Below are 25,128 nucleotides of genomic sequence, written 5' to 3'. Positions count from 1 at the left end.
TTCGGACTTTCGGCGGAAGGAAAGCAATGCGGCTGATTGCCGAAAATCTGGGCGGCGAGCGCGGCGGCGAAGCCGTTTTTTCCGGAATGGATTTCACCCTCGGCAGCGGCGAGGCGCTGACCGTCATCGGGCCGAACGGGTCCGGCAAATCGACCTTGCTGCGCATCCTGTGCGGCCTGTTGCCGGCAGCGGTCGGCAAGGTCAGGCTCGAAGGCGGCGGCGAGGACTTTCCCACCGTCGCCGCCGCCTGCCACTATCTCGGGCACCAGAACGCGATGAAACCAACCCTGTCGGTGACGGAAAACCTCGCTTTTTGGCGCAGTTTCCTCGGCGCGGACGGCAGCAACGGCCGCGCGCGCTCCCTGACGGTGGCGGAGGCGCTGGAAACTGTGGGGCTCACCGGCATCGGCCACCTGCCTTTCGGCTATCTCTCGACCGGGCAGCGGCGCCGTGTCGCGATTGCGCGGCTTCTGGCCAGCCATCGCCCGGTCTGGCTGCTGGACGAGCCGACTTCCGGATTGGACAAGGCCTCGGAAGCGCGCTTCTCGCAACTGATGACCGCCCATTGCTTGGCGGGCGGCCTGATCGTCGCCGCCACCCACCTGCCGCTGGGACTGAAAGAAACGAAGCTGCTGGAGATGCGAGCCTCCGCGACGTGATGTGTCTTCCAAAACACCCCCTCGACCGCGAGGCATGGAGCGGATGGCGATGCTAGCCCTCTACCTGCGCGATCTCAGGCTTTCGATCCGGGCCGGCGGCGGCGCGCTGATCGGCGTGATCTTCTTTCTGGCCGTCATCGTCACCATCCCCTTCGGCGTCGGGCCGGACCTCAACCTGCTTGCGCGCATCGGCCCGGCCATTCTGTGGATCGGCGCGCTCCTGGCCTGCCTGCTGGGGCTCGACCGTCTGTTCCAGGCCGACCGCGAGGACGGCTCGCTCGATCTCCTGGTCCTGGCGGGCGACCGGCACATGACGCCGCTGACGGTACTGGCCAAATGCCTGGCGCACTGGACCGCCAGCGTGCTGCCGCTGGTCATAGCTGCGCCCCTGCTCGGCCTTTTCATGAACATGTCGCCGGCCGGCATGGGCGCGACGGCGCTGACCCTGCTGGTCGGCACGCCGGCCATCACCTTCATAGGCGCGGCCGGCGCGGCGGTCGCGGTGTCGCTGCCGCGCGGCGGCCTGCTGATCTCGGTGCTGGTGCTGCCGCTGGCCATACCGGTGCTGATCTTCGGCGTTTCGGCGAGCTACGGGGCCGTCAACGACCCCGATCCCTTCCTGCAGCCCTTCCTCATTCTCGCCGCGCTGACCCTGTTCCTTGCCGTCATCGGCCCGGCCGCGGCGGCGCTTGCCCTGCGCCACGGCAGCGATTGAGGTGCGGCGCGAGGGCCAATTGCGGGACCGGCGCGGCAGGGTTAAGGAAGGCCATGATCGCAAAAGCCCATAGCAAGGCGGCAGACATCGCGGAGCGCCGCTCATGAGCCCGCATGCGCTCTATGTCGCGGCCGCCTATGCCATCACCGCCGTGGTGCTGGCCGGTCTGATCGGCTGGATTCTGCTCGACCAGCGGGCGCGGCGCAAGGAACTGGCCGAGCTGGAGGCCGCCGGCATACGCCGCCGCTCCGACAAGGCGGCCAAGCCATGAGCCTGGACGCCGAAGCCAAGCGCGCCGGCCGCCGCCGCCTGCTGCTGCTGATACCGCTGTTCGTGTTTCTCGGCCTTGCCGCGCTGTTTCTCACGCAACTGCTGTCAGGCCGCGACATTTCGGCCGTGCCCTCCGCGCTGATCGGCCAGCCCGCGCCCCGGACCAGCCTGCCGCCGGTCGAGGGCATGAACCTGCCGGGACTGGAGTCCGACGCTTTCGCGGGCAAGGTCACGCTGCTCAACGTCTTCGCGTCCTGGTGCGTGCCCTGTCGCGACGAGCATCCGGTGCTGATGGCGCTGGCGCAGGACAAGCGCTACGTGCTGGCGGCGATGAACTACAAGGACAAGCCCGAGAACGCCCGGCGCTTCCTCGGCGATCTCGGCAACCCCTTCCAGGCGATCGGCTCGGACGAAAAGGGCCGCACCGCCATCGACTGGGGCGTCTACGGCGTGCCGGAAACCTTCCTGATCGGCAAGGACGGCAAGATCGCCTACAAGCATGTCGGCCCGCTGACGCCGGATTCGGTCAGGACGCTGCTGCTGCCGGAAGTGGAAAAGGCGCTGGCCGCGCCGGGCTGACCGCCGATCTGGCAGGCGGCGAGACAAGACGGCTCGGAGCCGTTCTGACAGCATTGGAGCGCACGTCGAACAGGTGAGCGCCGGAGCGGGGCCGGCCGTTTCCGTCCGGCCCCGCGGGGGCGAAAAAAGAGTTCTCAGCCGAAATATTGCTGACGCACCTGATGCAGCATTTCCGAACGGCTGGCGCGGATATCGGCCAGGTCGCGTTCGCTCAGGCTCATGATTTCCCGCACCTGTTCGTTGTAGCGGCGGCGCTTGGCAAGGTTGTTGCGAGCGCGCGAGACGAGATCGTTGATGAACATCGCTGTTTCCCTTTGAGGTTCTGTTGGCCGCGCGTTTGCGCGGCAGGTTGCCTCCTCCCTGGGTGGTCGCATCATGACATAGGAACTGTGCGGCGCAACAAAAGATGCCGCAACGCAGCATTGCACGCGCTGCATGGCCGGTTAACGGCTTGTTACCGGAGATATCCGATGGGAGCCCGATGCTTCAGGCTCTACTTGGCGCTCTTCTGCGCGCCCTTTTCGTCCAGCGAATGGCGCATGATGAGGGGCATCTGGCTCGCCGTGAACAGGACGGTGATGGGGATCGTCGCCCAGACCTTGAAGCCGACCCAGAAATCGGTCGAGAAGTTGCGCCAGACCACCTCGTTGAGCACTGCGAGGAACAGGAAGAACAGGCCCCAGCGCAAGGTGAGCTTGCGCCAGCCCTCCGCGTCGAGGCGGAAAGCGGAATCGAATACATAGCCGAGCAGCGACTTGCCAAAGGCAAGGCCGCCGAGCAAAACGACCCCGAACAGCGTGTTGACGATGGTCGGCTTCATCTTGATGAAAACGTCGTCCTGCAAATAGAGCGTCAGCGCGCCGAACACCAGCACCACCACGCCGGACACCAGCGGCATGATCGGCAGCGTGCGCACCAGCGCCCAGGACGCGGCGAGCGCGATCACCGTCGCGGCCATGAACAGGCCGGTGGCGATGAAGATCGGGCCGCCGAAATCCGCCAGGACGGGGAATTTCTGCGCCAGCCAGTCGCCGCGCGTGTTGGCGAAGAAGAACACCATCAGCGGCCCGAGCTCCAGCACCAGCTTGAGCATCGGGTTGATGGCTTCCTTCTTCTCCTTCTGCGGGTCGGAGGGGTCGCGTTCAAGGATGGGCGGGTTCATTCTGGCTCGCTCGATAGCTCGCTGGCGGAAATGGGACTGTCGGCCGCGAATGTGGAAAAAGTCCGGACATCTGCGGCCTAACCCACACCCGCGATCGCCTTGGCGAAATCGCCGGCGGAAAACGGTTCGAGGTCGTCCACCTGCTCGCCGACGCCGATGAAATAGACCGGCAGTTTATGTTTGGCGGCGATGGCGACGAGGATGCCGCCGCGCGCGGTGCCGTCCAGCTTGGTCATCACCAGCCCGTTGACGCCCGCGACATTGCGGAAGATCTCGACCTGGTTGAGCGCGTTCTGGCCGGTGGTGGCGTCGACCGTCTGCAGCACCGTATGCGGCGCTTCCGGGTCGAGCTTGCCCAGCACGCGCACGATCTTCTCCAGTTCGGCCATCAGCTCGGCCTTGTTCTGGAGCCGCCCGGCCGTGTCGATGATGAGCACGTCGGAGCCGGCCTCTTTGGCCTTTTCGAAGGCGTCGTAGGCGAGGCCGGCGGCATCGGCGCCGAGCTTCGTCGCCACGACGGGCGAGCCTGTGCGTTCGCCCCAGATCTTGAGCTGCTCGATGGCCGCGGCGCGGAAAGTGTCGCCGGCCGCCAGCATCACCGAAAGCCCCCCCTCGGTCAGCTTGGCGGCAAGCTTGCCGATGGTGGTGGTCTTGCCCGTGCCGTTGACGCCGACCACCAGCACGACATGCGGCTTGTGCGCCAGGTCCAGTTCCAGCGGCAGCGCCACCGGCTTCAGCACCTTTTCCACCTCGGTCGCCATGACCGAGCGGACCTCCGCATCGGAAACATCCTTGCCATACCGGCTGGCTGCCAGCGCGTCGGTGACGCGCAACGCCGTCTCGACGCCGAGATCGGCCCGGATCAGCACGTCTTCCAGATCCTGCAGCGTGTCCTCGTCGAGCTTGCGCTTGGTGAAGACGCCCGCGATGTTGCCCGACAGTTCCTTGGAGGACCGCGCCAGCCCCTCGCGCATGCGCTGGAACCACGAGCGCCTCGGCTGTGCCGGCTGGGCCGCAGCTTCCGGCACGGCCTTCTGCTCGACCTTCTTCGAAACCGTGACCTTGCCGGCCGCCGGCTTCGGCGGGGGAGGCTGGGCGGCGGGCACCGCCTCGGCTTGCACAGGTTCGGCCTTGACCGGTTCTTCCGCTGCGGCGGGCTCGGCTTTCGCGGGCTCCGGCGCAGCAGGCGTCGTCGGCGCGGCAGGTGGTCTTCCCGCCGTGGCCGGCCGTGCGGGCTCGACCGCAGGCGCTTCGGCCGGCGGCTCCGCTTCCTTCGCAGGTTCGACCTTCCGCGCTTCGGCCGCGGGCTGGACCTTCGGCTCGGGCACGCGGGCATCCAGGGCCTTATGCCCGGGAACCGGGGCGGGCTCCTTTGCCACCCGTTGGGCGGTGGCCGGCGGCTCGTCGGGTCGGGTCCTGGCGACCGGCTCCGACTGCTGCGTCGGCGCCGCTTCCGCGCCGGGCTCGGGCAGCTTTGGCTCCGGCTTTTCGGCAACCGGCCGGCTGGTCTCGACGGGCGAAACAGGCTCGGGCGAAGGCGCAGCCGGTTTTTCGGCCGGCCTCCCGGTTTCGACCGGCGCGACAGGTTCCACCGGCTCGACGGCCGGCTTCGGCGTTTCAAAGACAGGCGGCGGGGTCTCCGCGACCGGTTCGGTGGTCGCTTCCTCTGCCCTTGACCGTTCCTCGACTTGAGGAGCTTCTTGTGTTTTCGGAGTCTCGGTCGAAACCGGCTCGGCCGCCTCTTCCTTCTTCAAGGCCTCCAGCGCCTCGAAATTGAGCGGCGGCAGCGGCGCCGTCTCGTCTGGGCGTTCCTCGACCACTTCCTTCTTGCCGAAGGAGAAGACTTTCTTGATGAAGCCGAATGCCATGCGTCAGTTCGTCCTCAGGCCGCCCGGGCGGCTTGGTGTGCGGCGACCAGCTTCTGACCGTCATGGCCGGTGACGACAGCCCCCACGATCTCGCCGGGCACGCCGGCATCGATGGCGGCGAGCGTGAAACCCTCGGTGCGGCCGATGCCCTCGCGCTCGACCAATACCTGCTGGGCGCTGCCCGCCAGTGAACCGAGATGGCGGACATAGGCCGCCTCCCCGGCGGCCCGCAGGCGCGCGGCGCGTTCCTTCACCACCTGCCGCTTCACCTGCGGCATGCGCGCGGCGGGCGTTCCCTCGCGCGGGCTGAACGGGAAGACGTGCAGATGGGTGAGTCCGCATTCCTCCACGATCTTCAGCGAGTTCTCGAACATCTCCTCCGTCTCGGTCGGGAAGCCGGCGATGATATCGGCACCGAAGACGATGCCGGGGCGAAGCCGGCGCACCTCCTCGCAAAAGCGGATCGACTGGTCGCGCAGATGCCGCCGCTTCATGCGCTTCAGGATCATGTCGTCGCCCGATTGCAGCGACAGGTGCAGATGCGGCATCAGCCGGCTTTCGGTGGCGATGGCGTCGAGCAGATCGTCGTCCGCCTCGATGGAATCGATGGAGGAGAGCCTGAGCCGCTTCACCTCGGGCGCCTGCTTCAGGATCGTCTTCACCAGCCTGCCGAGGCGCGGCGCACCCGGCAGGTCCGCCCCGTAGCTGGTCATATCCACGCCCGAAAGCACGACTTCGGCATAGCCGTTTGCGGCCAGCCGCTTGATCTGCTCCACCACTGCGCCCATCGGCACCGAGCGCGAATTGCCGCGTCCGTAGGGGATGATGCAGAAGGTGCAGCGGTGGTCGCAGCCGTTCTGCACCTGCACGAAGGCGCGCGCGCGGCCCTCGATGGCATCCACCATATGGCCGGCCGTCTCGCGCACGGAAAAGATGTCGTTGACGCGCGCCTTCTCGAAATCGTTGACGCCGAAATCCGGCAGCGCGCGATAATTATGGCGTTGCAACTTCTCCTCGTTGCCGAGCACGAGGTCCACTTCGCCCATGGCGGAGAAATCCTGCGGCGCCGTCTGCGCCGCGCAGCCGGTGACGATGATGCGCGCGCCCGGATTCTCGCGGCGCGCCTTGCGGATGGACTGCTTGGCCTGCCGCACCGCCTCGCCGGTGACGGCGCAGGTGTTGAAGATGATGGCGCCATCCTTCAGTTCGGCGAGCCCGGCGGCCTCCGCCTCGCGGCGCATGACTTCCGACTCGTAGGTGTTGAGCCGGCAGCCGAAGGTGATCACCTCTATGCCCTTATGCTCGACGGCCATCAGGCGGCGCTTTCCTCGTCGCGCGTCCAGGCGCCGGTCGCCGGATCGAAGCTGCCGGAAAACTCCCATTCTGCCGCGCCCGTCAGCACGACATGGTCGTCCTCGCGCCACTCGACATGCAGCGGCCCGCCGGGCGCGGCGATGTCCACGCTGCGCCCGGTGCGCCTGGTGCGCGCCCCGGCCACGGCGGCCGCGCAGGCGGCCGAGCCGCAGGCCCTGGTCAGCCCCGCGCCGCGTTCCCAGGTGCGGATCACCATGCTCGACGGCGATGTGACCTGCGCGATGGTGATGTTGGCGCGTTCGGGGAAGATCGGGTGGTTTTCCAGCAACGGCCCGAAGCGCTCCAATTCGTAGGACCAGACGTCGCGGTCGACCCAGAAGATCGCGTGCGGATTGCCCATGGAAACGACCGAGGGCGAGTGCAGCACCGGCGCGTCGATGGGGCCGATCTGCAATTCGATCATGCGCGTGTCGCGGAATTCCTCGGCCAGCGGAATGTCCTGCCAGCCGAAGCGCGGCTTGCCCATGTCGACGGAGATCATGCCGTCGCCGTGCTGCTCGGCATTGAGGATGCCGGCCAGCGTCTCGAAGGTGAAGGTCTTGCGGCCGGTTTCGGCGGCGAGCGCCTGCACCACGCAGCGCGTGCCGTTGCCGCAGGCCTGCGCCGCGGTCCCGTCGGAGTTGAGGATGGAGACGTAATAGTCGGTGCCCGGCGTACGCGCGTCATGGATCGCCATGATCTGGTCGAACTTCGTCGCCGGGTCCGCATCGAGCGCCAGCGCCGCCGCCGCCGTTACCTTGTCGGCACGGCCGCGCATGTCGGCGACGATGATCTCGTTGCCGACGCCGTTCATCCTGGCGAAGGGGGCCGCATGCGACGTGTCCATGCGGCGCTATATGGCGGAAACGGCCGGGAATTACCAGTGCGATGGCGCGTGTGGCACGCTCACGTCACCGCGAAGACGCCCAGCACGATCAGCAGGAAGATGATCAGCACGATGCCGATGAGGATGCGCGCGCCGGTGGCGGCCGCACCGGCCAGCGCCGGCATGCCGAGCAGGCTCGCCACGGCGGCGACGATCAGGAGAATGACGATCCATTTGAGCATGAAAACAGGGCCTTCGGGTGGTTGTCTCGGTGTCCGCCCCACAACGCGGTCGAGGGCTCCGAGGTTCCGCCCGCCGCTGCGCGCGTCCGTGCGAACCGCCGCTCAGGCCTCGGGCACGTCCCACACCTCGCCGGGCCGCAGCGCGCGGAACCGCTCGGGAGCGATCTGCGCCCTCTTCAACGCCTCGGCAAGCCGCGCCGCCGGTTCCTCCATCGGCTCGTCGGTGAGGCGGAACGTGCCCCAATGGCAGCCCGCGGCGAAAGCCGCGTTGCACAGCGCCATGCCCTGCACCGCCTCCTCCGGGTTCTGGTGGTGCGGCTCCATGAACCAGCGCGGCTCGTACGCGCCGATCGGCAGGATTGCGAGGCGGAAGCCGCCATGTTTTTCGGCAAGGCGCCGGTAATGGGCGCCTTCATGAAAGCCGGTGTCGCCGGCGAAATAGATCTTGCCCGCCGACGTTTCGATCGCGAAGCTGCCCCACAGCGCCATGCGCCGGTCGCGCGCGCCGCGCGCCGACCAGTGATGCGCCGGCTCGACATGCATGACGACTTCCTTCCCGACCTGCAGACGATCGCCCCAGTCGTGGACCGAAACCTTCATGTCCGGAACCGCGGCATGGACGACATTGTCGTTGCCGAGCGGCGTCACCACTAGCGGATCGTGTTCCGCCTTCAGCCTAGCCAGCGTGGCGAGGTCGAGATGGTCGTAATGATTGTGGCTGAGCAGCACGAGATCGATGGGCGGCAGGTCTGCGAAGGCGATGCCGGGCGCATTGACCCGCTTCGGTCCGGCGAAGGACAGCGGCGACGCGCGCTGCGACCACACTGGGTCCGTCAGCATGTTGAGGCCGGCCACCTGTACCAGCAGCGACGAATGGCCGACCATGGTGACCCTCAGGTCGCCACCGTCCACCCGTTGCGCCGGCCTGACGTGCGCAAACGGGCTCGGCCAGTGCGGCGGCCATTTGGGGCTCGGGTTGCGCAGCTTCCATTTCAGGAGATCGAGGAAGCTCCCCGGCATCCGGCCGCCGGGATTGAAGAAAAGGGTGCCGTCGAAATGGTCGCTTTCGGGGCCGCCGTAATAGCGGTTTGCGGCCTTCTTGCTGGCTGGCACGTGAAGCTCCGGCTTGCGTTTCCGCCAAGATAGGCGGCACGACCCTCCACGCAACCCGGCTCGGACGCATTCGCGCGGCTTCGCGCCGCGCCATAGCGACAATTTTGCAACGCCCCTCGCCAAAAACCCTATTTTAACCATATGCGGTTGAAATTCTGCCGTCTTCGCCGATTTGGTGAGAAACCCGTTTGTCGCACGGCACCCGTTCTGGGGCCGCGGAGGTTAAGATGGCTTTTTCGAGAACCGGCCTGTTGGCCGTATCCATGGCTGCGCTGGTGGTGAGCGGCTGTTCCAGCACCCGGTTCTCCAACATGGATTCCGCGCAGCCGGCGCCGCTGCCGGCCGCTCCGTCAGGCACCGTGTCGTCCAGCCAGCTCCCGCCGCCCGCGGCGCCGGGCACGGCCGATCCTTCCGCCTTCCCGACCGCGCCGAACCAGAACCAGCAGATGGCCTCGCTGCCGCCGGACGGTACGGCGCCCGCCAGCGCCGTAGACGTCACGCCCGCCGCGGTGGCCGGCGTTTGGAACGTCAACATGTCCGGCCAGAGCTGCAAGGTGGCGACGCCGCAGACCAAGTTCGGCCAGGGCTACCGCGCCGGCCCGCTGCGCTGCCCCGCGCCGGTGGACGGCGTGAAGTCGTGGAACGTGTCCGGCAAGCAGCTCACCCTCTACGATCAGGACGGCGGCACGCTGGCCCGGCTCTATTCCTCGGGTTCCAGCCGGTTCGACGGCCAGACGTCCAACGGGCAAGCCATCTCGCTGTCGCGCTAGCCGGCCGGACAACGCTCGACCATGCATCTGCGCGACGGCCTCCAGACCCGCGTCAGCGTCCGTCAGCGCTATGACCATCTCGTGGAGACCGGCGCGATATCGCGCGACCCGGCGCAGGAGGCTATCGCCGGCCGTCTCGACCGGCTGATCGACGAGATCTCGGCCAGGCGGCTGGCGCGCAAGTCGAGCGCGCTGGGCTGGCTGCTGGGCAAGAAGCGCGACACCCACGAAGCCATCAAGGGTCTCTACATCCATGGCGGCGTCGGCCGCGGCAAGACCATGCTGATGGACATGTTCTTCGAGCTGCTGCCGGTCCGGCGCAAGCGCCGCGTCCATTTCAACGACTTCATGGCCGATGTGCAGGATCGCATCCAAAAGCACCGGCAAGCCCGCAAGAACGGGACCGTCAGGGAAGACGACCCGATCCCGCCGGTGGCGCGCGCGCTGGCCGAGGAAGCCTGGGTGCTGTGCTTCGACGAATTCACGGTGACCGACATCGCCGACGCGATGATCTTGTCGCGCCTGTTTTCCGCCCTGTTCGCCAATGGCGTCGTGCTGGTGGCGACCTCGAACGTGGCGCCGCGCGAACTCTATCGCGACGGGCTGAACCGGCAGCTCTTCCTGCCGTTCATCGACATATTGGAACGCAACACCGAGGTCGTGGGGCTGGATTCCGAGCGCGACTACCGGCTGGACCGCCTGAACGGCAAGCCGGTCTATGTCACGCCGGCCGACGCCGCCGCGCAGCATGCCCTCGATGCGGCCTGGGCAAAAGTCACGCATGGCGCGCCGGATGCCCCAGCCACGCTGACGGTGAAAGGGCGGCATGTGCTGGTGCCGCGCGCCGCGGGCGACGCCGCCCGCTTCACCTTCGCCGAACTGTGCGGCAAGCCGCACGGCGCGCGCGACTTTTTGGCGATCGCGGCCCGTTACTCGACGATCTTCATCGATCACGTGCCGGTTCTGAGCGACGCGCATCGCAACGAGGTCAAGCGCTTCATCCTGCTCATCGACACGCTCTACGACCATCATGTGCGGCTGGTGGTGAGCGCCGACGCCGCGCCGACGGGACTCTATGCCAACGGGCGCGGCACCGAGGCGTTCGAGTTCGACCGCACCGCCTCCCGCCTGATGGAGATGCAGAGCCGCGACTGGCTCGAGGATTGGGCCGAGCGTCATGAAGCGGCCATGCCGGCGCAGACCTGATCCGACGGGCGGCCGGCGACGGACCAGGCAGCGCGAACCGCATCACGAGCGCGTCATCCCCGGACGATAGTCTTCAGCTTTCGATTGCCATCGTATAAGTGTCCAGTGTACGCCAATTTCGAGAAAATTTTTACGTTTACGTAAATCCCATATGATCTAACCGATTGAAAAAACTGGAGAGGAAATAATCGTTTGAATTTTCGTCGGACCGGAGCTATTGGGTGCGGCGAAATCGCGCGGGACACGCCGCACCGCACCGGCCTCTCCTTACGACGCCGTCCTGGCGTCGCCACAGCAAAGGGAAAAATCCTGACATGGCACGCAACAAGATAGCGCTCATCGGCTCGGGCATGATCGGCGGCACGCTCGCCCATATGATCGGCCTGAAGGACCTCGGCGACGTGGTGCTGTTCGACATCGCCGAAGGCATGCCGCAGGGCAAGGCGCTCGACATTGCGCAGTCCTCGCCGGTGGACGGTTTCGACTCGCGCCTGACCGGCGTCAACGACTATGCCGGCATCGAGGGCGCGGACGTGTGCATCGTCACCGCCGGCGTGCCGCGCAAGCCTGGCATGAGCCGCGACGATCTGCTGGGCATCAACCTCAAGGTCATGGAGCAGGTCGGCGCCGGCATCAAGAAATACGCCCCCAACGCCTTCGTCATCTGCATCACCAACCCGCTCGACGCCATGGTCTGGGCGCTGCAGAAGTTCTCCGGCCTGCCGAAGAGCCATGTCATCGGCATGGCTGGCGTGCTGGATTCGGCCCGCTTCCGCTATTTCCTGGCCGAGGAATTCAAGGTCTCGGTCGAGGACGTCACCGCCATGACGCTCGGCGGCCACGGCGACGACATGGTGCCGATGGTGCGCTACTCCACCGTCGGCGGAATCCCGCTGCCGGATCTCGTCAAGATGGGCTGGACCAGCCAGGACAAGCTCGACGCCATCGTCGAGCGCACCCGCAAGGGCGGCGGCGAGATCGTCGGCCTGCTCAAGACCGGCTCGGCCTATTACGCGCCGGCCGCCTCGGCGATCGCCATGGCCGAGAGCTACCTCAAGGACAAGAAGCGCGTGCTGCCCTGCGCGGCCCATCTCAACGGCCAGTATGGCGTGAAGGACACCTATGTCGGCGTGCCGGTGGTGATCGGCGCCGGCGGCGTCGAGCGCGTCATCGAGCTCGATTTCAGCAAGGCCGAGCAGAAGATGTTCGACAAGTCGGTCGCCGCGGTCCAGGGCCTGACCGAGGCCTGCACGCAGATCGCGCCGCAACTCGCCAAGAAGTGACCCGGAGAGCCCTCCATGAACATCCACGAATATCAGGCCAAGCAGCTTCTCAAGGGTTTCGGGGCGCCGGTTGCCGAAGGCGTTCCGGTGTTCAAGGCGGGTGAAGCGGAAGCCGCGGCGAAAAAGCTGCCCGGACCGCTCTATGTGGTGAAGAGCCAGATCCACGCCGGCGGCCGCGGCAAGGGCAAGTTCAAGGAACTGCCCGCCGACGCCAAGGGCGGCGTGCGTCTGTCCAGGTCCGTGGCCGAGGTTGTCGCCAACGCCAACGAGATGCTTGGCCACACCTTGGTGACCAAGCAGACCGGCCCGGCCGGCAAGCAGGTCAACCGGCTCTATGTCGAGGACGGCGCCGACATCGACCGCGAGCTTTACCTCTCCATCCTCGTGGACCGCTCGGTCGGCCGCGTCGCCTTCGTGGTCTCGACCGAGGGCGGCATGGACATCGAGACGGTGGCGCACGACACGCCGGAAAAGATCGTCACCCTGGCCATCGATCCGGAAAAGGGCGTCACCGCCGGGGACGCGAAGAAGCTGAACGCGGCGCTCAAGCTCGACGGCACCGCCGCGAGCGACGGCGAGAAGCTGTTTCCCGTGCTCTACAAGGCCTTCGTCGAGAAGGACATGAGCCTGCTCGAGGTCAACCCGCTGATCGTCATGAAGGACGGGCACCTGCGCGTGCTCGACGCCAAGGTGTCGTTCGACAACAACGCCCTGTTCCGTCATCCCGACGTGATGGAGCTGCGCGACACCACCGAAGAGAACGAAAAGGAGATCGAGGCGTCGAAATACGACCTCGCCTACGTCGCGCTCGACGGCAATATCGGCTGCATGGTCAATGGCGCGGGCCTTGCCATGGCGACCATGGACATCATCAAGCTCTATGGCAAGGAGCCGGCCAACTTCCTCGACGTCGGCGGCGGCGCGAGCAAGGAGAAGGTGACGGCGGCGTTCAAGATCATCACCGCCGATCCGAACGTGAAGGGCATTCTCGTCAACATCTTCGGCGGCATCATGCGCTGCGACATCATCGCCGAGGGCGTGGTCGCGGCGGTGAAGGAAGTGGGCCTCAAGGTGCCGCTGGTCGTGCGGCTGGAAGGCACCAATGCCGCGCTCGGCAAGAAGATCATCAACGAGAGCGGTCTGAACGCCACTTCGGCCGACGACCTCGACGACGCGGCCAGGAAGATCGTGGCGGCGGTCGGAAACTGAAGACCGCGACAGGCGTCCGCAAGCGCCCCACCCGGCTTCAACGCAACATCGACCGCGGATCGAGCGAACGAAAAAGGTTACGGAATGTCCATTCTCGTCGACAAGAACACGAAGATCCTGGTGCAGGGCCTGACCGGCAAGACCGGCACCTTCCACACCGAGCAGGCGCTGGCCTATCACGGCACCAAGATGGTGGGCGGCATCCACCCGAAGAAGGGCGGCGAAACCTGGCAGGGCAACGTCGGCGGCAGGACCGTCGATCTGCCGATATTCGCCACGGTGGCGGAAGGCAAGGAAAAGACCGGCGCCACCGCCTCGGTGGTCTACGTGCCACCGGCAGGCGCCGCCGAGGCCATCATCGAGGCGATCGATGCGGAAATCCCCTTCATCGTCTGCATCACCGAGGGCATCCCAGTGCTGGACATGGTGCGCGTCAAGGCGCGGCTGGACCGCTCCAAGTCGCGGCTGCTCGGACCCAACTGCCCCGGCATCCTGACCCCCGACGAGTGCAAGATCGGCATCATGCCCGGCAACATCTTCAAGAAGGGCTCGGTGGGCGTTGTCTCGCGCTCGGGAACGCTTACCTATGAGGCCGTGTTCCAGACCACCAATGTCGGGCTCGGCCAGTCCACCGCGGTCGGCATCGGCGGCGATCCGGTCAAGGGCACCGAGTTCATCGACGTGCTGGAGATGTTCCTTGCCGACGACGAGACCAAGTCCATCATCATGATCGGCGAGATCGGCGGCTCGGCCGAGGAAGACGCGGCGCAATTCCTGATCGACGAGGCCAAGCGCGGCCGCAGGAAGCCGATGGCCGGCTTTATCGCCGGGCGCACCGCGCCGGCCGGCCGCACCATGGGACATGCGGGCGCGGTCATCTCCGGCGGCAAGGGCGGCGCGGAAGACAAGATCGCGGCAATGGAAGCTGCCGGCATCAAGGTTTCGCCTTCGCCGGCCCGTCTCGGCACGACACTGGCCGAAGCGATCAAGGGATAGGCAGTCGCCAATCGGCAATCGGCAGTCGACAACTATTTCGATTGCCGACTGCCGCAAGCAGGAGACGGAGCCACAGCTCCGAAGAAAAAATGGCACGACAAGATCAAGCCAACGATCAATTCTCCCTCACCTCTTTCCTCTATGGCGGCAACGCCGACTATATCGAGGCGCTCTACGCCGCCTACGAGAACGATCCTTCCTCGGTCGATCCGCAGTGGCAGGATTTCTTCGCCTCGTTGAAGGACGACGCCGCCGACGTGAAGAAGAACGCCGAGGGCGCGTCGTGGAAGAAGCCGGGCTGGCCGCAGGTGGCCAACGGCGAACTGGTCTCGGCCCTCGACGGCAATTGGGGCATGGTCGAGAAGGTCATCGAGAAGAAGGTCAAGGGCAAGCTGGCCGACAAGGCGGCCGCCAGGGGCGAGATCCTGACCGAGGCCGACGTGCACCAGGCCACCCGCGATTCGGTGCGGGCGATCATGATGATCCGCGCCTACCGCATGCGCGGCCATCTGCACGCCAATCTCGATCCGCTCGGCATCGCCAAGCCGCTCGAGGACTACAACGAACTGTCGCCGGCCAATTACGGCTTCACCGAAGCCGACTACGACCGTCCGATCTTCCTCGACAACGTGCTCGGGCTGGAATTCGGCACCATCCGGCAGATGCTGGAAATCCTCGCCCGCACCTATTGCTCGACGCTGGGCGTCGAATTCATGCACATCTCCGATCCCGAGGAGAAGGCCTGGATACAGGAGCGCATCGAAGGCGCGGACAAGGAGATTTCCTTCACCGCCGAAGGCAAGAAGGCGATCCTGCAGAAGCTGATCGAGGCCGAGGGCTTCGAGCAGTTCCTGGACGTGAAGTACAAGGGCACCAAGCGCTTCGGGCTCGACGGCGGCGAGGCTCTGATTCCGGCTCTGGAGCAGATCGTCAAGCGCGGCGGCCAGCTCGGCATGAAGGAGATCGTGCTCGGCATGGCCCATCGCGGCCGTCTCAACGTGCTGTCGCAGGTCATGGCGAAGCCGCATCGCGCCATCTTCCACGAATTCAAGGGCGGCTCCTACGCCCCCGACGACGTCGAGGGCTCGGGCGACGTCAAGTACCATCTCGGCGCCTCGTCCGACCGCGAGTTCGACGGCAACAAGGTGCACCTGTCGCTGACCGCCAATCCCTCGCATCTGGAGATCGTCGATCCGGTCGTCATGGGCAAGGCGCGCGCCAAGCAGGACCAGCTCTACGGCCGCACGCCCCGCCACGAGATCGTGCCGCTGGAAGAGCGCGCCAAGGTGCTGCCGCTGCTGCTGCATGGCGACGCGGCCTTCGCCGGACAGGGCGTCATCGCCGAAATCCTCGGCCTGTCGGGCCTGCGCGGCTACCGCGTCGCCGGCACGGTGCACATCATCATCAACAACCAGATCGGCTTCACCACCAATCCCCGCTTCTCGCGCTCCTCGCCCTATCCGTCGGATTTGGCCAAGATGATCGAGGCGCCGATCTTCCACGTCAACGGCGACGATCCCGAAGCCGTGGTCTTCGCCGCCAAGGTGGCGACCGAGTTCCGCATGAAGTTCCACAAGCCGGTGGTGGTGGACATGTTCTGCTACCGCCGCTTCGGCCACAACGAGGGCGACGAGCCGGCCTTCACGCAGCCGATCATGTATCGCTCGATCCGCAACCACAAGACGACGGTGCAGATCTATGCCGATCGGCTGATCGCCGAAGGCTACGTCACCCAGGCCGAGTTCGACAAGATGAAGGCGGACTGGCGCGCCCATCTGGAAGCGGAATGGGAAGTCGGCCAATCCTACAAGCCCAACAAGGCCGACTGGCTCGACGGCGCCTGGTCGGGCCTGCGCGCCGCCGACAACCAGGACGAGCTGCGCCGCGGCAAGACTGCGGTGCCGGTGAAGGTGCTGAAGGAGATCGGCAAGAAGCTGACCGAAGTGCCGAAGGACTTCGAGGTCCACCGCACCATCCGCCGCTTCCTCGACAACCGCCGCCAGGCGATCGAGACCGGCGAGGGCATCGACTGGGCGACGGCCGAATCCCTGGCCTTCGGCTCGATCCTGCTCGACGGCAATCCGGTCCGCCTTTCGGGCCAGGATTCGGAGCGCGGCACGTTCTCGCAGCGCCATTCCGTGCTCTACGACCAGCGCGACGAGACCCGCTACATCCCGCTCAACAACCTCTCGCCCGCGCAGGCCGGCTACGAGGTCATCAACTCCATGCTGTCGGAAGAGGCGGTGCTCGGCTTCGACTATGGCTACAGCCTCGCCGACCCGAAGGGACTCACCCTTTGGGAAGCCCAGTTCGGCGACTTCGCCAACGGCGCGCAGGTGGTGTTCGACCAGTTCATCTCGTCTGGCGAACGCAAATGGCTGCGCATGTCCGGCCTCGTCTGCCTGCTGCCGCATGGCTACGAGGGCCAGGGACCGGAGCATTCGTCCGCGCGCCTGGAGCGCTTCCTGCAGCTCTGCGCCGAAGACAACATGCAGGTCGCCAACTGCACGACGCCAGCCAACTACTTCCACATCCTGCGCCGGCAATTGAAGCGCGACTTCCGCAAGCCGCTGATCCTGATGACGCCGAAATCGCTGCTGCGCCACAAGCGGGCGGTGTCCACCATCGCCGAGATGTCGGGCGAAAGCTCGTTCCACCGCCTGTTGTGGGACGACGCGCAGCTTCTGCCCGACCAGCCGATCAAGCTGGTCAAGGATTCCAAGATCCGCCGCGTCGTGCTGTGCTCGGGCAAGGTCTATTACGATCTCTACGAGGAACGCGAGAAGCGCGGCATCAACGACATCTACCTGCTGCGCGTCGAACAACTCTACCCGTTCCCGGCCAAGGCGCTCATCACCGAACTGTCCCGGTTCCGCAACGCGGAGATGGTGTGGTGCCAGGAGGAGCCCAAGAACATGGGCGCCTGGTCGTTCATCGATCCCTATCTGGAATGGGTGCTCGCCCATATCGACGCCAAGCACCAGCGCGTGCGCTACACTGGGCGGCCGGCATCCGCCTCGCCCGCCACGGGCCTGATGTCCAAGCATCTGGCACAACTCGCCGCGCTGCTCGAAGACGCGCTCGGCGAATAGACGTCAACAGGAACGGAAACGACCCATGGCCACCGAAATCAAGGTTCCCACCCTCGGCGAATCCGTCAGCGAGGCAACCGTCGGTAAATGGTTCAAGAAGGCGGGCGACGCCGTCGCCGTCGACGAGCCGCTGCTCGAGCTGGAGACCGACAAGGTGACCGTCGAGGTGCCCGCGCCCGCCGCCGGCACGCTGGCCGAGATCGCCGTGAAGGAAGGCGAGACGGTCGGGGTCGGCGCGCTGCTCGGCTCGATCTCGGACGGCGCCGCCAAGCCATCGTCGCCCGCGCCCAGGCAGGACACCGCCGTGGCGCAGGCATCGGCGCCGACCGCGGCCTCGACCTCGAAGGAAGCCGCCGCGCAGACGGCCAGGATCGCCGGCGACAGCCAGGTCGAGGAACGCAGGATGCCGCCGGCCCCCTCGGCCGCCAAGCTGCTGGCCGAATCCAACCTGTCGGCCGATCAGGTCACGGGCTCGGGAAAGCGCGGCCAGGTCCTGAAGGGTGACGTGCTGGAGGCGGTGGCGCAGGGCGCGCCTTCGCAGCCTGCCGAGACGCCCAGGGCCGTGGCTGGTTCCGCGCCGGCTGCCCCGGCGGCCGCCCGTGCGCCGTCTTCCGGCGAGGATGCCGCGCGCGAGGAGCGCGTGCGCATGACCAAGCTGCGCCAGACCATCGCGCGGCGTCTCAAGGACGCCCAGGCGACCGCGGCCATGCTCACCACCTTCAACGAGGTGGACATGAAGGCGGTGATGGACCTGCGCGCCAAGTACAAGGACCTGTTCGAGAAGAAGCACGGCGTGAAGCTCGGCTTCATGGGCTTCTTCACCAAGGCGGTGACCTATGCGCTGAAGGAGATTCCGGCGGTCAACGCCGAGATCGACGGCACCGACCTCATCTACAAGAATTACGCCCATATCGGCGTGGCGGTCGGCACCGACAAGGGCCTCGTGGTCCCGGTCGTGCGCGACGCCGACAGGATGTCCATCGCCGAGATCGAGAAGGAAATCGCCCGCCTCGGCGTCGCCGCGCGCGACGGCAAGCTCTCCGTGGCCGACATGCAGGGCGGCACCTTCACCATCTCCAATGGCGGCGTCTACGGCTCACTGATGTCGACGCCGATCCTGAACGCGCCGCAGTCGGGCATCCTCGGCATGCACAAGATCCAGGAGCGGCCGGTCGTGGTCGGCGGCCAGATCGTCATCCGCCCGATGATGTACCTGGCGCTCAGCTACGACCACCGCATCGTCGACGGCAAGGAAGCCGTCACCTTCCTGGTGCGCGTCAAGGAAACCCTGGAGGATCCGGAGCGTCTGGTACTCGACCTGTGACGAACGCCGGCCTCATCTGCCTGTAGTTACCGATCCGACCAGCCGCGGCCTGTCCGCCGGAGCGGTCGTCTATGTGAAGAGGGACGAAAGAATGGCTTACGACGTGGTGGTGATCGGGTCGGGACCGGGCGGCTATGTGTGCGCCATCAAGGCCGCGCAGCTCGGCCTCAAGGTCGCCGTGGTGGAGAAGCGCGAAACCTTCGGCGGCACCTGCCTCAACATAGGCTGCATCCCCTCCAAGGCCCTTCTCCATGCGTCAGAGATGTTCGCCGAGGCGGGACATTCCTTCGACACGCTGGGCGTCGAAGTTCAGCCGAAGCTCAACCTTCCGAAGATGATGGCCCACAAGGACGCCACCGTGGCGGCCAATGTCAGCGGCGTCGCCTTCCTGTTCAAGAAGAACAAGATCGACACGTATCGCGGTACCGGCAGGATCGTCTCCGCCGGCAAGGTCGCGGTGACCGGCGAGGACGGCAAGGTCCAGGACATTGAGGCGAAGAACATCGTCATCGCCACCGGCTCCGACGTTGCCGGCATTCCGGGCGTGGAGGTGGATTTCGACGAGAAGGCCGTCGTCTCCTCCACCGGCGCGCTGTCGCTGGAAAAGGTGCCGGAGCGCCTGATCGTGGTCGGCGGCGGCGTCATCGGGCTTGAGCTCGGCTCGGTCTGGGCGCGCCTCGGCGCCAAGGTGACGGTGATCGAGTTCCTCGATACGATCCTCGGCGGCATGGACGGCGAGGTCGCCAAGCAGTTCCAGCGCCTGCTGTCCAAGCAGGGTTTCGAATTCAAGCTCGGCGCCAAGGTCACCGGCGTCAAGAAAGCCAAGAAGGGCGTTTCCGTAACCTTCGAGCCGGTGAAGGGCGGCGCTGCCGAAACCGTCGAGGCTGATGTGGTGCTGGTCGCCACCGGCCGCCGCGCCTATGCCGACCAACTCGGGCTGAAGGAAGCCGGCGTGGAGACCGACGAGCGCGGTCGCGTCAAGACCGACGCGCATCTGCGCACCAACGTGCCGGGCATCTGGGCGATCGGCGACGTGGTGGCCGGGCCGATGCTCGCCCACAAGGCCGAGGACGAGGGCGTCGCGGTGGCCGAAACCATCGCCGGGCAGGCCGGTCACGTGAACTACGACGTGATCCCGAGCGTGGTCTACACCAGTCCGGAGGTCGCCTCCGTCGGTAAGACCGAGGAGGAACTGAAGAAGGCCGGAATCGACTACAAGGTCGGCAAGTTCCCCTTCACCGCCAACGGCCGGGCGCGCGCCATGCTGCACACCGACGGCTTCGTGAAGATCCTGGCCGACAAGAAGACCGACAAGGCGCTGGGCTGCCACATCGTCGGCTTCGGCGCCGGCGAGATGATCCATGAGGCGGTGGTGCTGATGGAGTTCGGCGGCTCGGCCGAAGACCTCGCCCGCACCTGCCATGCCCATCCGACCATGTCGGAAGCGGTGAAGGAAGCCGCGCTGGCCGCCTATTTCAAGCCGATCCATCTTTGACGGCCAGTCAAACCGCTGCGCGGTTTCCCCGTCCCTCTTTTCACAAAAGAAAGGCCCGCCGAGCGGCGGGCCTTTCGCATTTCTGACCTTACTGTGCCGGCTGGGCAGGTTGAGCCGGCTGCGCGGGGGCAGGAGCGGGCGCGGGCTTTGCCGGTTCAGGCTGCGCAGGCTGCGTCGTCGAAGGCGCAGGCGCCGGCTCGGCCGGCTTCGTCGGCTCCGGCTGCGCCGGGGCGGGCGTCGTCTGGCTGGCCGCCGGCGGTTCAGCGGGCGTCTCGGCCTTGTTGCGACCGAACACGAAGAACGCGATGACGGCGAGCACGATGACGATCACCACGATCAGCCATGTGCTGCTGCCGCCGCCACTCGGTGGCGGTGGCGGGGCGGCTGGTCCGCCACGCACGGGATCGGAAGAGCGCGGTACGGGATTCAAGGGGTCGTTCAGCCGCGGATCGTTGGGATCCGGGCTATTGGGCGGGTTGGCCATGGTCAGTCCTCCTCGATGAAAGGCATCAAGTAACGCCGACACAACGCGTCACCGCTGATGAAGTTTCAAAATTCGGGCAGGAAAGCACCGGATCGAGCCTTCGACCCGGCCCAAATGAACCAAAATCGGTCCAGTTGCCCTCAATCGGCCCGTGTGACGACGTAACCGGCCTTGCGGAACTGCTCGACGAGTCCTTGCGGGCCGGGCAGATGCAGGGCACCCACCGCCATGAAGACATCGCCCTTCTTGAGGATGGGCAGCGCGCGCTCGGCCATCACCTTGTTGCGGCTGATGACCAGCGCCTCCTCGAAAGCGGCATAGCCGTCCGGACCACCCGCCTCGTCCGGCACCACGGCGCGCAGCAGCGGCCAGATCATGCCGATCCGGCCGCGCTGATAGAGCACGACCATGGTTTCGGAGAGGTCGTCGGCCTTGTCGCCGAGCTTCAGCGTCTCGACCAGCCCCTTCATGTGCAGCGAGATCGGCAGCGAAGCCATGGCATGGAGCTGGTCCGCCACGGATTCGACCCCTTCGAGATCCTTGCCCTGCGTCTTGGCTTCCTGCGCGAGCTTGACGTCGAGCACCGGCGCGCCTTCGGCCTTGCGCACCATCTCGCAGGCCGGCAGCGCCACCATGGCCGAAAGCATCCACGGCTTCATCTTGGCGACGGCAGCCATCGAGATGCCGCGCGCGGCCAGCCCCTTGTCGACCAGTGCGGCATCCTTGGACGACAGCAGCGAGGCCAGCGTGGTGCCGTCGGTGAACATCATCAGCTCCGGCTCCTTCGCCAGCGCCGCCATCATCTTGGCCTGGTCGAGCACCTCCGTGGTCTCGATGACGACGGTGCCGGAAGCGTCGAAAGCCTTTTGCGCCGCCGCCGGCAGGGTGACGACGCGCGGATCGGTCAGGTGCATGGTGCCGAACAGCCAGGACGGCCGCTCGCCCGGCCTTTCCAGCTTCCAGAGCAGGCCTTCCCCGTTGAGCGTCGCCGCCGCTTCGGCTTCGATCTTGCCGTAGGTCGCCGGATCGTCCTTTTGCAGCGCCGCCGTCATGTCCTTGCCGGAGCAGACGGTTTCGGCCCCGGCCCGGCCCGCAAGCAGCAGAATGACCAGGAAGGACAGCAAGAACAGGAGGTTGAGCGCGACCAGCCCCTTGAGCGACAGGAGCGCCGCGCGGTCAGCCATGGCCATGATGCGTTTCATGCCATCGCTCTAGGCGCAAAAGACGGCGAAACGGTTAATCGGCCACGCAAAATTGTCGCAACGGCTCACGCGCGCGGATGCGCGGCGTCGTAGATTTCCAGAAGCCGCGCGGTATCGACGCCGGTGTAGATCTGGGTGGTGGACAGGCTGGCATGGCCGAGCAGTTCCTGGATGGTGCGCAGGTCGCCGCCGCGGCCGAGCAGATGCGTGGCGAAGGAGTGGCGCAACGCGTGCGGCGTGGCCGTGTCCGGCAGGTTCAAGGCCGAACGCAGCCCGGCCATCTCGCGCTGGACGATAGCCGGATTGAGTGGTCCGCCGCGCGCACCGCGAAACAGCGGTGCGCCGGTCCCGAGATGATACGGACACAGCCGGCGGTATTCCGCTACGGCGGCGAAAGCCACCGGCAGCACCGGCACCAGCCGCGTCTTGCCGCCCTTGCCGGTGATGCGCAGCACGGTTTCGCCGGCCGAAGCCAGATCGGCTCCGTCGAGCCCGAGCGCTTCGGAAATGCGCAGGCCGCAGCCATAGAGCAGCGTCAACACGGCCGCGTTGCGCGCGGCGATCCACGGCTCCTCGGCCAGTTGCTCGCCGGCGGAGACGACGCGCTTGGCATCCGGCGCCGTCAGCGGCTTGGGCAGGGATTTCGGCTGTTTCGGCGCGCGCAGCGCGGCGGCGCCGGCCGCGTTGACCAGACCGCGCCGTTCCAGGAAGCGCAAAAACGAGCGCACGCCGGCAAGTCCCCGCCCCAAAGTGCGCGCGCCCGCCCCCGTCGCTCGGCGCGAAGCGAGAAAGGCGCGCAGATCGGCCGGCCTGAGATCCTTGATGTCGGCGATGCCCGGCGCGCCGCCGCAATGGCCGGTGAGGAATTGCAGGAACTGGCGCGTGTCGCGCTCATAGGCCTCGACCGTCAGGGCGGAGAGACGGCGCTCGGCCGCCAGCGCCTTCAGCCAGCTTTCGCGGGCGGCCTGGAGGTCAGGCTTGGCCGAGATGAGGAATTCCTGCATTGGCAGCGGAGGTCCGATTGAATAAGTCAGTATTTCCCTGTCAGGTTAGCAAGCGGTGAAGCCGGACGATGCCCAAGCCCGAAAACCCGATCCAGATGGCCGTGGTCGGCGCCGCCCACGGCATCAAGGGCGAGTTGCGCGTGAAGACCTTCACCGGCGATCCGCTGGCGCTGGGCGATTACGGTCCGCTCTATGCCAGGGACGGACGCGCCTTCGAGATCGCTGACATCCGCCCGGCCGGCACGGTGGTGGTCGTGCGCTTCAAGGGCGTGAACGACCGAAGTGCTGCCGAAGCGCTGAACGGCACGGAACTGTTCGTCGACCGGTCCGCCTTGCCGGACGAAGAAGAAGACGAGTTCTATCATGCCGATCTCGTCGGCCTCGCGGTGCAGGACGCGACCGGCGCGGTGATCGGCAAGGTGAGCGCGGTGCAGAATTTCGGCGGCGGCGACATCCTCGACCTGATGCTGGGCGGGCGCAAGGGCGTGCTCATCCCCTTTTCCAAGGCGGCTGTGCCGGAAGTTTCGATTGCGGGCGGTTTCGTCCGCATCGATCCGGTGGCGGCGGGGCTGGTCGAGGAAGAGGACGGCGAGGCGCCGGACGCCGAGGATTTCGACCCCGCCAAAAGCCGGCCGCGCGGGCCGAAGGATGCCGGAGGCAACCGGTGACCTTTCGGGCTTCCGTGCTGACCCTTTATCCGGAGATGTTTCCGGGCGCGCTCGGCCTGTCGCTGGCCGGCAAGGCGCTGGAGGCGGGCACCTGGTCGCTGGAGGCGATCCAGATCCGCGACTTCGCCACCGACCGCCACCGCACCGTGGACGACACGCCGGCCGGCGGCGGCGCCGGCATGGTGATGCGCGCCGACGTGCTGGCCCGCGCGATCGACCACGCCTCGCCGGAAGGCGATCCGCGCCCGCGCCTGCTGATGAGCCCGCGCGGCAGGCCGCTGGCGCAGGAAAGGGTGCGCGAGCTTGCCGCCGGACCCGGCGCCACCATTCTGTGCGGACGTTTCGAAGGCGTGGACCAGCGCGTCATCGAGGCGCGCGGACTGGAGGAAGTCTCGATCGGCGATTTCATCCTCTCCGGCGGCGAGCCGGCCGCGCTGGTGCTGCTCGACGCGGTGGTGCGGCTGCTGCCCGGCGTGATGGGCAACGAGCGCTCCGGCGAGGAGGAGAGTTTCGAGAACGGTCTGCTCGAACACCCGCACTACACGCGCCCGCAGGACTTCGAGGGCCGGACGATTCCCGAGGTGCTGACCTCCGGCAACCATGCCAGGATCGCGGCATGGCGCCACGCCGAGGCCGAGCGGCTGACCCGCGAGCGGCGGCCCGACCTGCTTTCCCTGGTTCAGCCCCGCACGAAATAGTAACCGGCCAGGATGAGGCCGACGGCGATGACGAAGCCGCGCAACAGCGGCTGCGGCACACGCTTTGCCAGCCACACCCCGCCATAGCCGCCCAGCGCCACGCCCGGCACCATCGCGGCCGCCTGCGGCCACGCCACCACCCCGCCCGAGACGAAGACCGCGATCGCCACCGCCGCGATGACGATGGAAAGCATGTTCTTCAGCGCGTTCAGCCTGTGATAGTCACCGCTTTCGGTAAGGCCGAGCGTGGCCAGCATCATCACCCCCATGCCGGCTCCGAAGAACCCGCCATAGACGGCCGTGCAGAACTGCACGGCCGAGCCGGCAAGCGAGCCCGTGCGCGGCTTGACGCCGGCCTTCGGTTTCGGCTTGAGCCAGGGACCGGCGGCGAACAGCGCGGTGGCGGCGATCAGCAGCCAGGGCACCAGCGCGCGAAAGGAGGGATTGGAGAGCGACAAAAGGATCAGCGCGCCGGCAAGCGCACCGGCGGCCGAGATGAGGCAAAGCAGCAGCGCCCCGCGCCACATGTGGCGGATATCGCTCCAATAGGCGAGCGTCGAGGTGATATAGCCGGGGAATTGCGCGACGGAGGAGGTGGCGTTGGCGGTGATCGGCAGCGAACCGGTCAGCGTCAACGCCCCGAACGTGAGGAAGGTGCCTCCGCCGGCGACGGCGTTGACCGCGCCCGAAAGCACGCCCGCCAGGAAAAGCGTCACGATATCGAGGAAGGCCATTGCACCGCCCGCATTGAAGAGACCGGTTCCGGCTGTAGAAAGCATGCGGCCCTCGTGCAAGCCGCAGGCGTGGCCGCCGCGTAAATAAACAGCGACAAGGCATGACAAACGGGCATGACAAACGGGGCGTGACAAACGGGCAAAATAGCTGTATGTGCCGCCGAACCGATGGGAAG

At 66.6% G+C, this 25,128-nt stretch carries 25 protein-coding genes; 14 read left to right on the top strand and 11 right to left on the bottom strand.

Annotated elements, in window-relative coordinates:
* Positions 1–26: 26 nt before the first annotated feature.
* The 4 genes from ccmA to QU595_RS22970 all read left to right on the top strand — a co-directional run bounded on the left by ccmA (position 27) and on the right by QU595_RS22970 (position 2,223).
* On the top strand, positions 27–659 hold the full coding sequence (ccmA, locus tag QU595_RS22985) for a heme ABC exporter ATP-binding protein CcmA (RefSeq protein ID WP_315926289.1): 633 nt from the start codon (positions 27–29) through the stop codon (positions 657–659).
* A 49-nt stretch (positions 660–708) separates the two neighbouring features.
* Positions 709–1,374, top strand: a complete 666-nt coding sequence (gene ccmB / locus QU595_RS22980) for a heme exporter protein CcmB (RefSeq protein WP_315926497.1) — start codon at positions 709–711, stop codon at positions 1,372–1,374.
* Positions 1,375–1,477: 103 nt separating this feature from the next.
* On the top strand, positions 1,478–1,645 hold the full coding sequence (ccmD, locus tag QU595_RS22975) for a heme exporter protein CcmD (protein ID WP_315926287.1): 168 nt from the start codon (positions 1,478–1,480) through the stop codon (positions 1,643–1,645).
* Positions 1,642–2,223 (top strand): DsbE family thiol:disulfide interchange protein, encoded by a 582-nt coding sequence (locus QU595_RS22970; protein ID WP_315926285.1) that lies wholly within the window; start codon positions 1,642–1,644, stop codon positions 2,221–2,223. The genes ccmD and QU595_RS22970 overlap by 4 nt, the downstream gene beginning before the upstream one ends.
* 134 nt (positions 2,224–2,357) lie before the next feature.
* Here QU595_RS22970 and QU595_RS22965 read toward each other — a convergent pair whose 3' ends face one another.
* The 7 genes from QU595_RS22965 to QU595_RS22935 form a co-directional block, all read right to left on the bottom strand.
* Positions 2,358–2,525, bottom strand: a complete 168-nt coding sequence (locus QU595_RS22965) for a DUF1127 domain-containing protein (protein ID WP_315926283.1) — start codon at positions 2,523–2,525, stop codon at positions 2,358–2,360.
* Between the two features lie 191 nt (positions 2,526–2,716).
* Positions 2,717–3,385 carry a septation protein A gene (locus tag QU595_RS22960; RefSeq protein WP_315926281.1) on the bottom strand — a complete coding sequence of 223 codons (669 nt, stop codon included), beginning with the start codon at positions 3,383–3,385 and terminating at the stop codon, positions 2,717–2,719.
* A 77-nt stretch (positions 3,386–3,462) separates the two neighbouring features.
* Positions 3,463–5,253: a signal recognition particle-docking protein FtsY gene (ftsY, locus tag QU595_RS22955; RefSeq protein WP_315926279.1), complete on the bottom strand. Its 1,791-nt coding sequence runs from the start codon at positions 5,251–5,253 to the stop codon at positions 3,463–3,465.
* Between the two features lie 14 nt (positions 5,254–5,267).
* Positions 5,268–6,566 carry a tRNA (N(6)-L-threonylcarbamoyladenosine(37)-C(2))-methylthiotransferase MtaB gene (gene mtaB, locus QU595_RS22950; protein WP_315926277.1) on the bottom strand — a complete coding sequence of 433 codons (1,299 nt, stop codon included), beginning with the start codon at positions 6,564–6,566 and terminating at the stop codon, positions 5,268–5,270.
* Entirely contained in the window at positions 6,566–7,453 is an 888-nt protein-coding gene (dapF, locus tag QU595_RS22945; RefSeq protein ID WP_315926275.1) for a diaminopimelate epimerase, read from the bottom strand. Before dapF ends, mtaB begins: the two co-directional genes overlap by 1 nt.
* A 59-nt stretch (positions 7,454–7,512) precedes the next feature.
* A complete protein-coding gene (locus QU595_RS22940) occupies positions 7,513–7,674 on the bottom strand; it encodes a DUF1328 family protein (protein ID WP_315926273.1) in 162 nt (53 codons plus the stop codon).
* Between the two features lie 102 nt (positions 7,675–7,776).
* Positions 7,777–8,787, bottom strand: coding sequence for an MBL fold metallo-hydrolase (locus QU595_RS22935; RefSeq protein WP_315926271.1), 1,011 nt, complete (start codon positions 8,785–8,787; stop codon positions 7,777–7,779).
* Between the two features lie 227 nt (positions 8,788–9,014).
* Here QU595_RS22935 and QU595_RS22930 point away from each other — a divergent pair, with 227 nt between their 5' ends.
* From QU595_RS22930 to lpdA, 8 genes are all read left to right on the top strand, one after another.
* Complete coding sequence (locus QU595_RS22930; protein ID WP_315926269.1) at positions 9,015–9,557, top strand: protease inhibitor Inh/omp19 family protein; 543 nt, start codon at positions 9,015–9,017, stop codon at positions 9,555–9,557.
* Positions 9,558–9,578: 21 nt separating this feature from the next.
* Complete coding sequence (gene zapE / locus QU595_RS22925) at positions 9,579–10,763, top strand: cell division protein ZapE (protein WP_315926267.1); 1,185 nt, start codon at positions 9,579–9,581, stop codon at positions 10,761–10,763.
* 314 nt (positions 10,764–11,077) lie between these two features.
* Complete coding sequence (mdh, locus tag QU595_RS22920; protein WP_315926265.1) at positions 11,078–12,046, top strand: malate dehydrogenase; 969 nt, start codon at positions 11,078–11,080, stop codon at positions 12,044–12,046.
* A 15-nt stretch (positions 12,047–12,061) separates the two neighbouring features.
* Positions 12,062–13,255, top strand: coding sequence for an ADP-forming succinate--CoA ligase subunit beta (sucC, locus tag QU595_RS22915; protein WP_315926263.1), 1,194 nt, complete (start codon positions 12,062–12,064; stop codon positions 13,253–13,255).
* Between the two features lie 84 nt (positions 13,256–13,339).
* The gene (gene sucD, locus QU595_RS22910; RefSeq protein WP_315926261.1) at positions 13,340–14,251 is read left to right on the top strand and encodes a succinate--CoA ligase subunit alpha; all 912 of its coding nucleotides are present in this window, start codon (positions 13,340–13,342) and stop codon (positions 14,249–14,251) included.
* An 89-nt stretch (positions 14,252–14,340) separates the two neighbouring features.
* Positions 14,341–17,343 carry a 2-oxoglutarate dehydrogenase E1 component gene (locus QU595_RS22905; protein WP_315926259.1) on the top strand — a complete coding sequence of 1,001 codons (3,003 nt, stop codon included), beginning with the start codon at positions 14,341–14,343 and terminating at the stop codon, positions 17,341–17,343.
* A 25-nt stretch (positions 17,344–17,368) separates the two neighbouring features.
* A complete protein-coding gene (odhB, locus tag QU595_RS22900; RefSeq protein ID WP_315926257.1) occupies positions 17,369–18,667 on the top strand; it encodes a 2-oxoglutarate dehydrogenase complex dihydrolipoyllysine-residue succinyltransferase in 1,299 nt (432 codons plus the stop codon).
* A 91-nt stretch (positions 18,668–18,758) separates the two neighbouring features.
* Positions 18,759–20,162 (top strand): dihydrolipoyl dehydrogenase, encoded by a 1,404-nt coding sequence (gene lpdA / locus QU595_RS22895; protein ID WP_315926255.1) that lies wholly within the window; start codon positions 18,759–18,761, stop codon positions 20,160–20,162.
* 88 nt (positions 20,163–20,250) lie between these two features.
* Here lpdA and QU595_RS22890 read toward each other — a convergent pair whose 3' ends face one another.
* From QU595_RS22890 to QU595_RS22880, 3 genes are all read right to left on the bottom strand, one after another.
* Complete coding sequence (locus QU595_RS22890) at positions 20,251–20,646, bottom strand: hypothetical protein (protein WP_315926253.1); 396 nt, start codon at positions 20,644–20,646, stop codon at positions 20,251–20,253.
* Between the two features lie 140 nt (positions 20,647–20,786).
* The gene (locus tag QU595_RS22885; RefSeq protein ID WP_315926251.1) at positions 20,787–21,848 is read right to left on the bottom strand and encodes a TraB/GumN family protein; all 1,062 of its coding nucleotides are present in this window, start codon (positions 21,846–21,848) and stop codon (positions 20,787–20,789) included.
* A gap of 65 nt (positions 21,849–21,913) precedes the next feature.
* A complete protein-coding gene (locus QU595_RS22880) occupies positions 21,914–22,852 on the bottom strand; it encodes a tyrosine recombinase XerC (protein ID WP_315926249.1) in 939 nt (312 codons plus the stop codon).
* 68 nt (positions 22,853–22,920) lie between these two features.
* Here QU595_RS22880 and rimM point away from each other — a divergent pair, with 68 nt between their 5' ends.
* Together rimM and trmD are read left to right on the top strand one after the other, a co-directional pair.
* A complete protein-coding gene (gene rimM / locus QU595_RS22875; RefSeq protein WP_315926247.1) occupies positions 22,921–23,520 on the top strand; it encodes a ribosome maturation factor RimM in 600 nt (199 codons plus the stop codon).
* A complete protein-coding gene (gene trmD, locus QU595_RS22870; protein WP_315926245.1) occupies positions 23,517–24,218 on the top strand; it encodes a tRNA (guanosine(37)-N1)-methyltransferase TrmD in 702 nt (233 codons plus the stop codon). Before rimM ends, trmD begins: the two co-directional genes overlap by 4 nt.
* On the opposite strand, the gene QU595_RS22865 is transcribed toward trmD, so the two are convergent.
* Positions 24,200–24,952: a sulfite exporter TauE/SafE family protein gene (locus QU595_RS22865; RefSeq protein ID WP_315926495.1), complete on the bottom strand. Its 753-nt coding sequence runs from the start codon at positions 24,950–24,952 to the stop codon at positions 24,200–24,202. The two genes, trmD and QU595_RS22865, sit on opposite strands and share 19 nt — an antisense overlap.
* Between the last annotated feature and the right edge of the window lie 176 nt (positions 24,953–25,128).

It is taken from the genome of Mesorhizobium sp. SP-1A (assembly GCF_032460275.1).
Classification (GTDB): Bacteria; Pseudomonadota; Alphaproteobacteria; order Rhizobiales; family Rhizobiaceae; genus Mesorhizobium.
The sequence above is the reverse complement of the archived record's forward strand: the minus strand, read 5'-3'. Positions and strand labels throughout refer to the sequence as shown.

What these genes read in the sequence shown, in the direction of transcription:
- ccmA (WP_315926289.1), top strand. Translation starts at nt 27, where the DNA reads ATGCGGCTGATTGCCGAAAATCTGGGCGGCGAGCGCGGCGGCGAAGCC.
- ccmB (WP_315926497.1), top strand. Translation starts at nt 709, where the DNA reads ATGCTAGCCCTCTACCTGCGCGATCTCAGGCTTTCGATCCGGGCCGGC.
- ccmD (WP_315926287.1), top strand. Translation starts at nt 1,478, where the DNA reads ATGAGCCCGCATGCGCTCTATGTCGCGGCCGCCTATGCCATCACCGCC.
- QU595_RS22970 (WP_315926285.1), top strand. Translation starts at nt 1,642, where the DNA reads ATGAGCCTGGACGCCGAAGCCAAGCGCGCCGGCCGCCGCCGCCTGCTG.
- QU595_RS22965 (WP_315926283.1), bottom strand. Translation starts at nt 2,525, where the DNA reads ATGTTCATCAACGATCTCGTCTCGCGCGCTCGCAACAACCTTGCCAAG.
- QU595_RS22960 (WP_315926281.1), bottom strand. Translation starts at nt 3,385, where the DNA reads ATGAACCCGCCCATCCTTGAACGCGACCCCTCCGACCCGCAGAAGGAG.
- ftsY (WP_315926279.1), bottom strand. Translation starts at nt 5,253, where the DNA reads ATGGCATTCGGCTTCATCAAGAAAGTCTTCTCCTTCGGCAAGAAGGAA.
- mtaB (WP_315926277.1), bottom strand. Translation starts at nt 6,566, where the DNA reads ATGGCCGTCGAGCATAAGGGCATAGAGGTGATCACCTTCGGCTGCCGG.
- dapF (WP_315926275.1), bottom strand. Translation starts at nt 7,453, where the DNA reads ATGGACACGTCGCATGCGGCCCCCTTCGCCAGGATGAACGGCGTCGGC.
- QU595_RS22940 (WP_315926273.1), bottom strand. Translation starts at nt 7,674, where the DNA reads ATGCTCAAATGGATCGTCATTCTCCTGATCGTCGCCGCCGTGGCGAGC.
- QU595_RS22930 (WP_315926269.1), top strand. Translation starts at nt 9,015, where the DNA reads ATGGCTTTTTCGAGAACCGGCCTGTTGGCCGTATCCATGGCTGCGCTG.
- zapE (WP_315926267.1), top strand. Translation starts at nt 9,579, where the DNA reads ATGCATCTGCGCGACGGCCTCCAGACCCGCGTCAGCGTCCGTCAGCGC.
- mdh (WP_315926265.1), top strand. Translation starts at nt 11,078, where the DNA reads ATGGCACGCAACAAGATAGCGCTCATCGGCTCGGGCATGATCGGCGGC.
- sucC (WP_315926263.1), top strand. Translation starts at nt 12,062, where the DNA reads ATGAACATCCACGAATATCAGGCCAAGCAGCTTCTCAAGGGTTTCGGG.
- sucD (WP_315926261.1), top strand. Translation starts at nt 13,340, where the DNA reads ATGTCCATTCTCGTCGACAAGAACACGAAGATCCTGGTGCAGGGCCTG.
- QU595_RS22905 (WP_315926259.1), top strand. Translation starts at nt 14,341, where the DNA reads ATGGCACGACAAGATCAAGCCAACGATCAATTCTCCCTCACCTCTTTC.
- odhB (WP_315926257.1), top strand. Translation starts at nt 17,369, where the DNA reads ATGGCCACCGAAATCAAGGTTCCCACCCTCGGCGAATCCGTCAGCGAG.
- lpdA (WP_315926255.1), top strand. Translation starts at nt 18,759, where the DNA reads ATGGCTTACGACGTGGTGGTGATCGGGTCGGGACCGGGCGGCTATGTG.
- QU595_RS22890 (WP_315926253.1), bottom strand. Translation starts at nt 20,646, where the DNA reads ATGGCCAACCCGCCCAATAGCCCGGATCCCAACGATCCGCGGCTGAAC.
- QU595_RS22885 (WP_315926251.1), bottom strand. Translation starts at nt 21,848, where the DNA reads ATGAAACGCATCATGGCCATGGCTGACCGCGCGGCGCTCCTGTCGCTC.
- QU595_RS22880 (WP_315926249.1), bottom strand. Translation starts at nt 22,852, where the DNA reads ATGCAGGAATTCCTCATCTCGGCCAAGCCTGACCTCCAGGCCGCCCGC.
- rimM (WP_315926247.1), top strand. Translation starts at nt 22,921, where the DNA reads ATGCCCAAGCCCGAAAACCCGATCCAGATGGCCGTGGTCGGCGCCGCC.
- QU595_RS22865 (WP_315926495.1), bottom strand. Translation starts at nt 24,952, where the DNA reads ATGGCCTTCCTCGATATCGTGACGCTTTTCCTGGCGGGCGTGCTTTCG.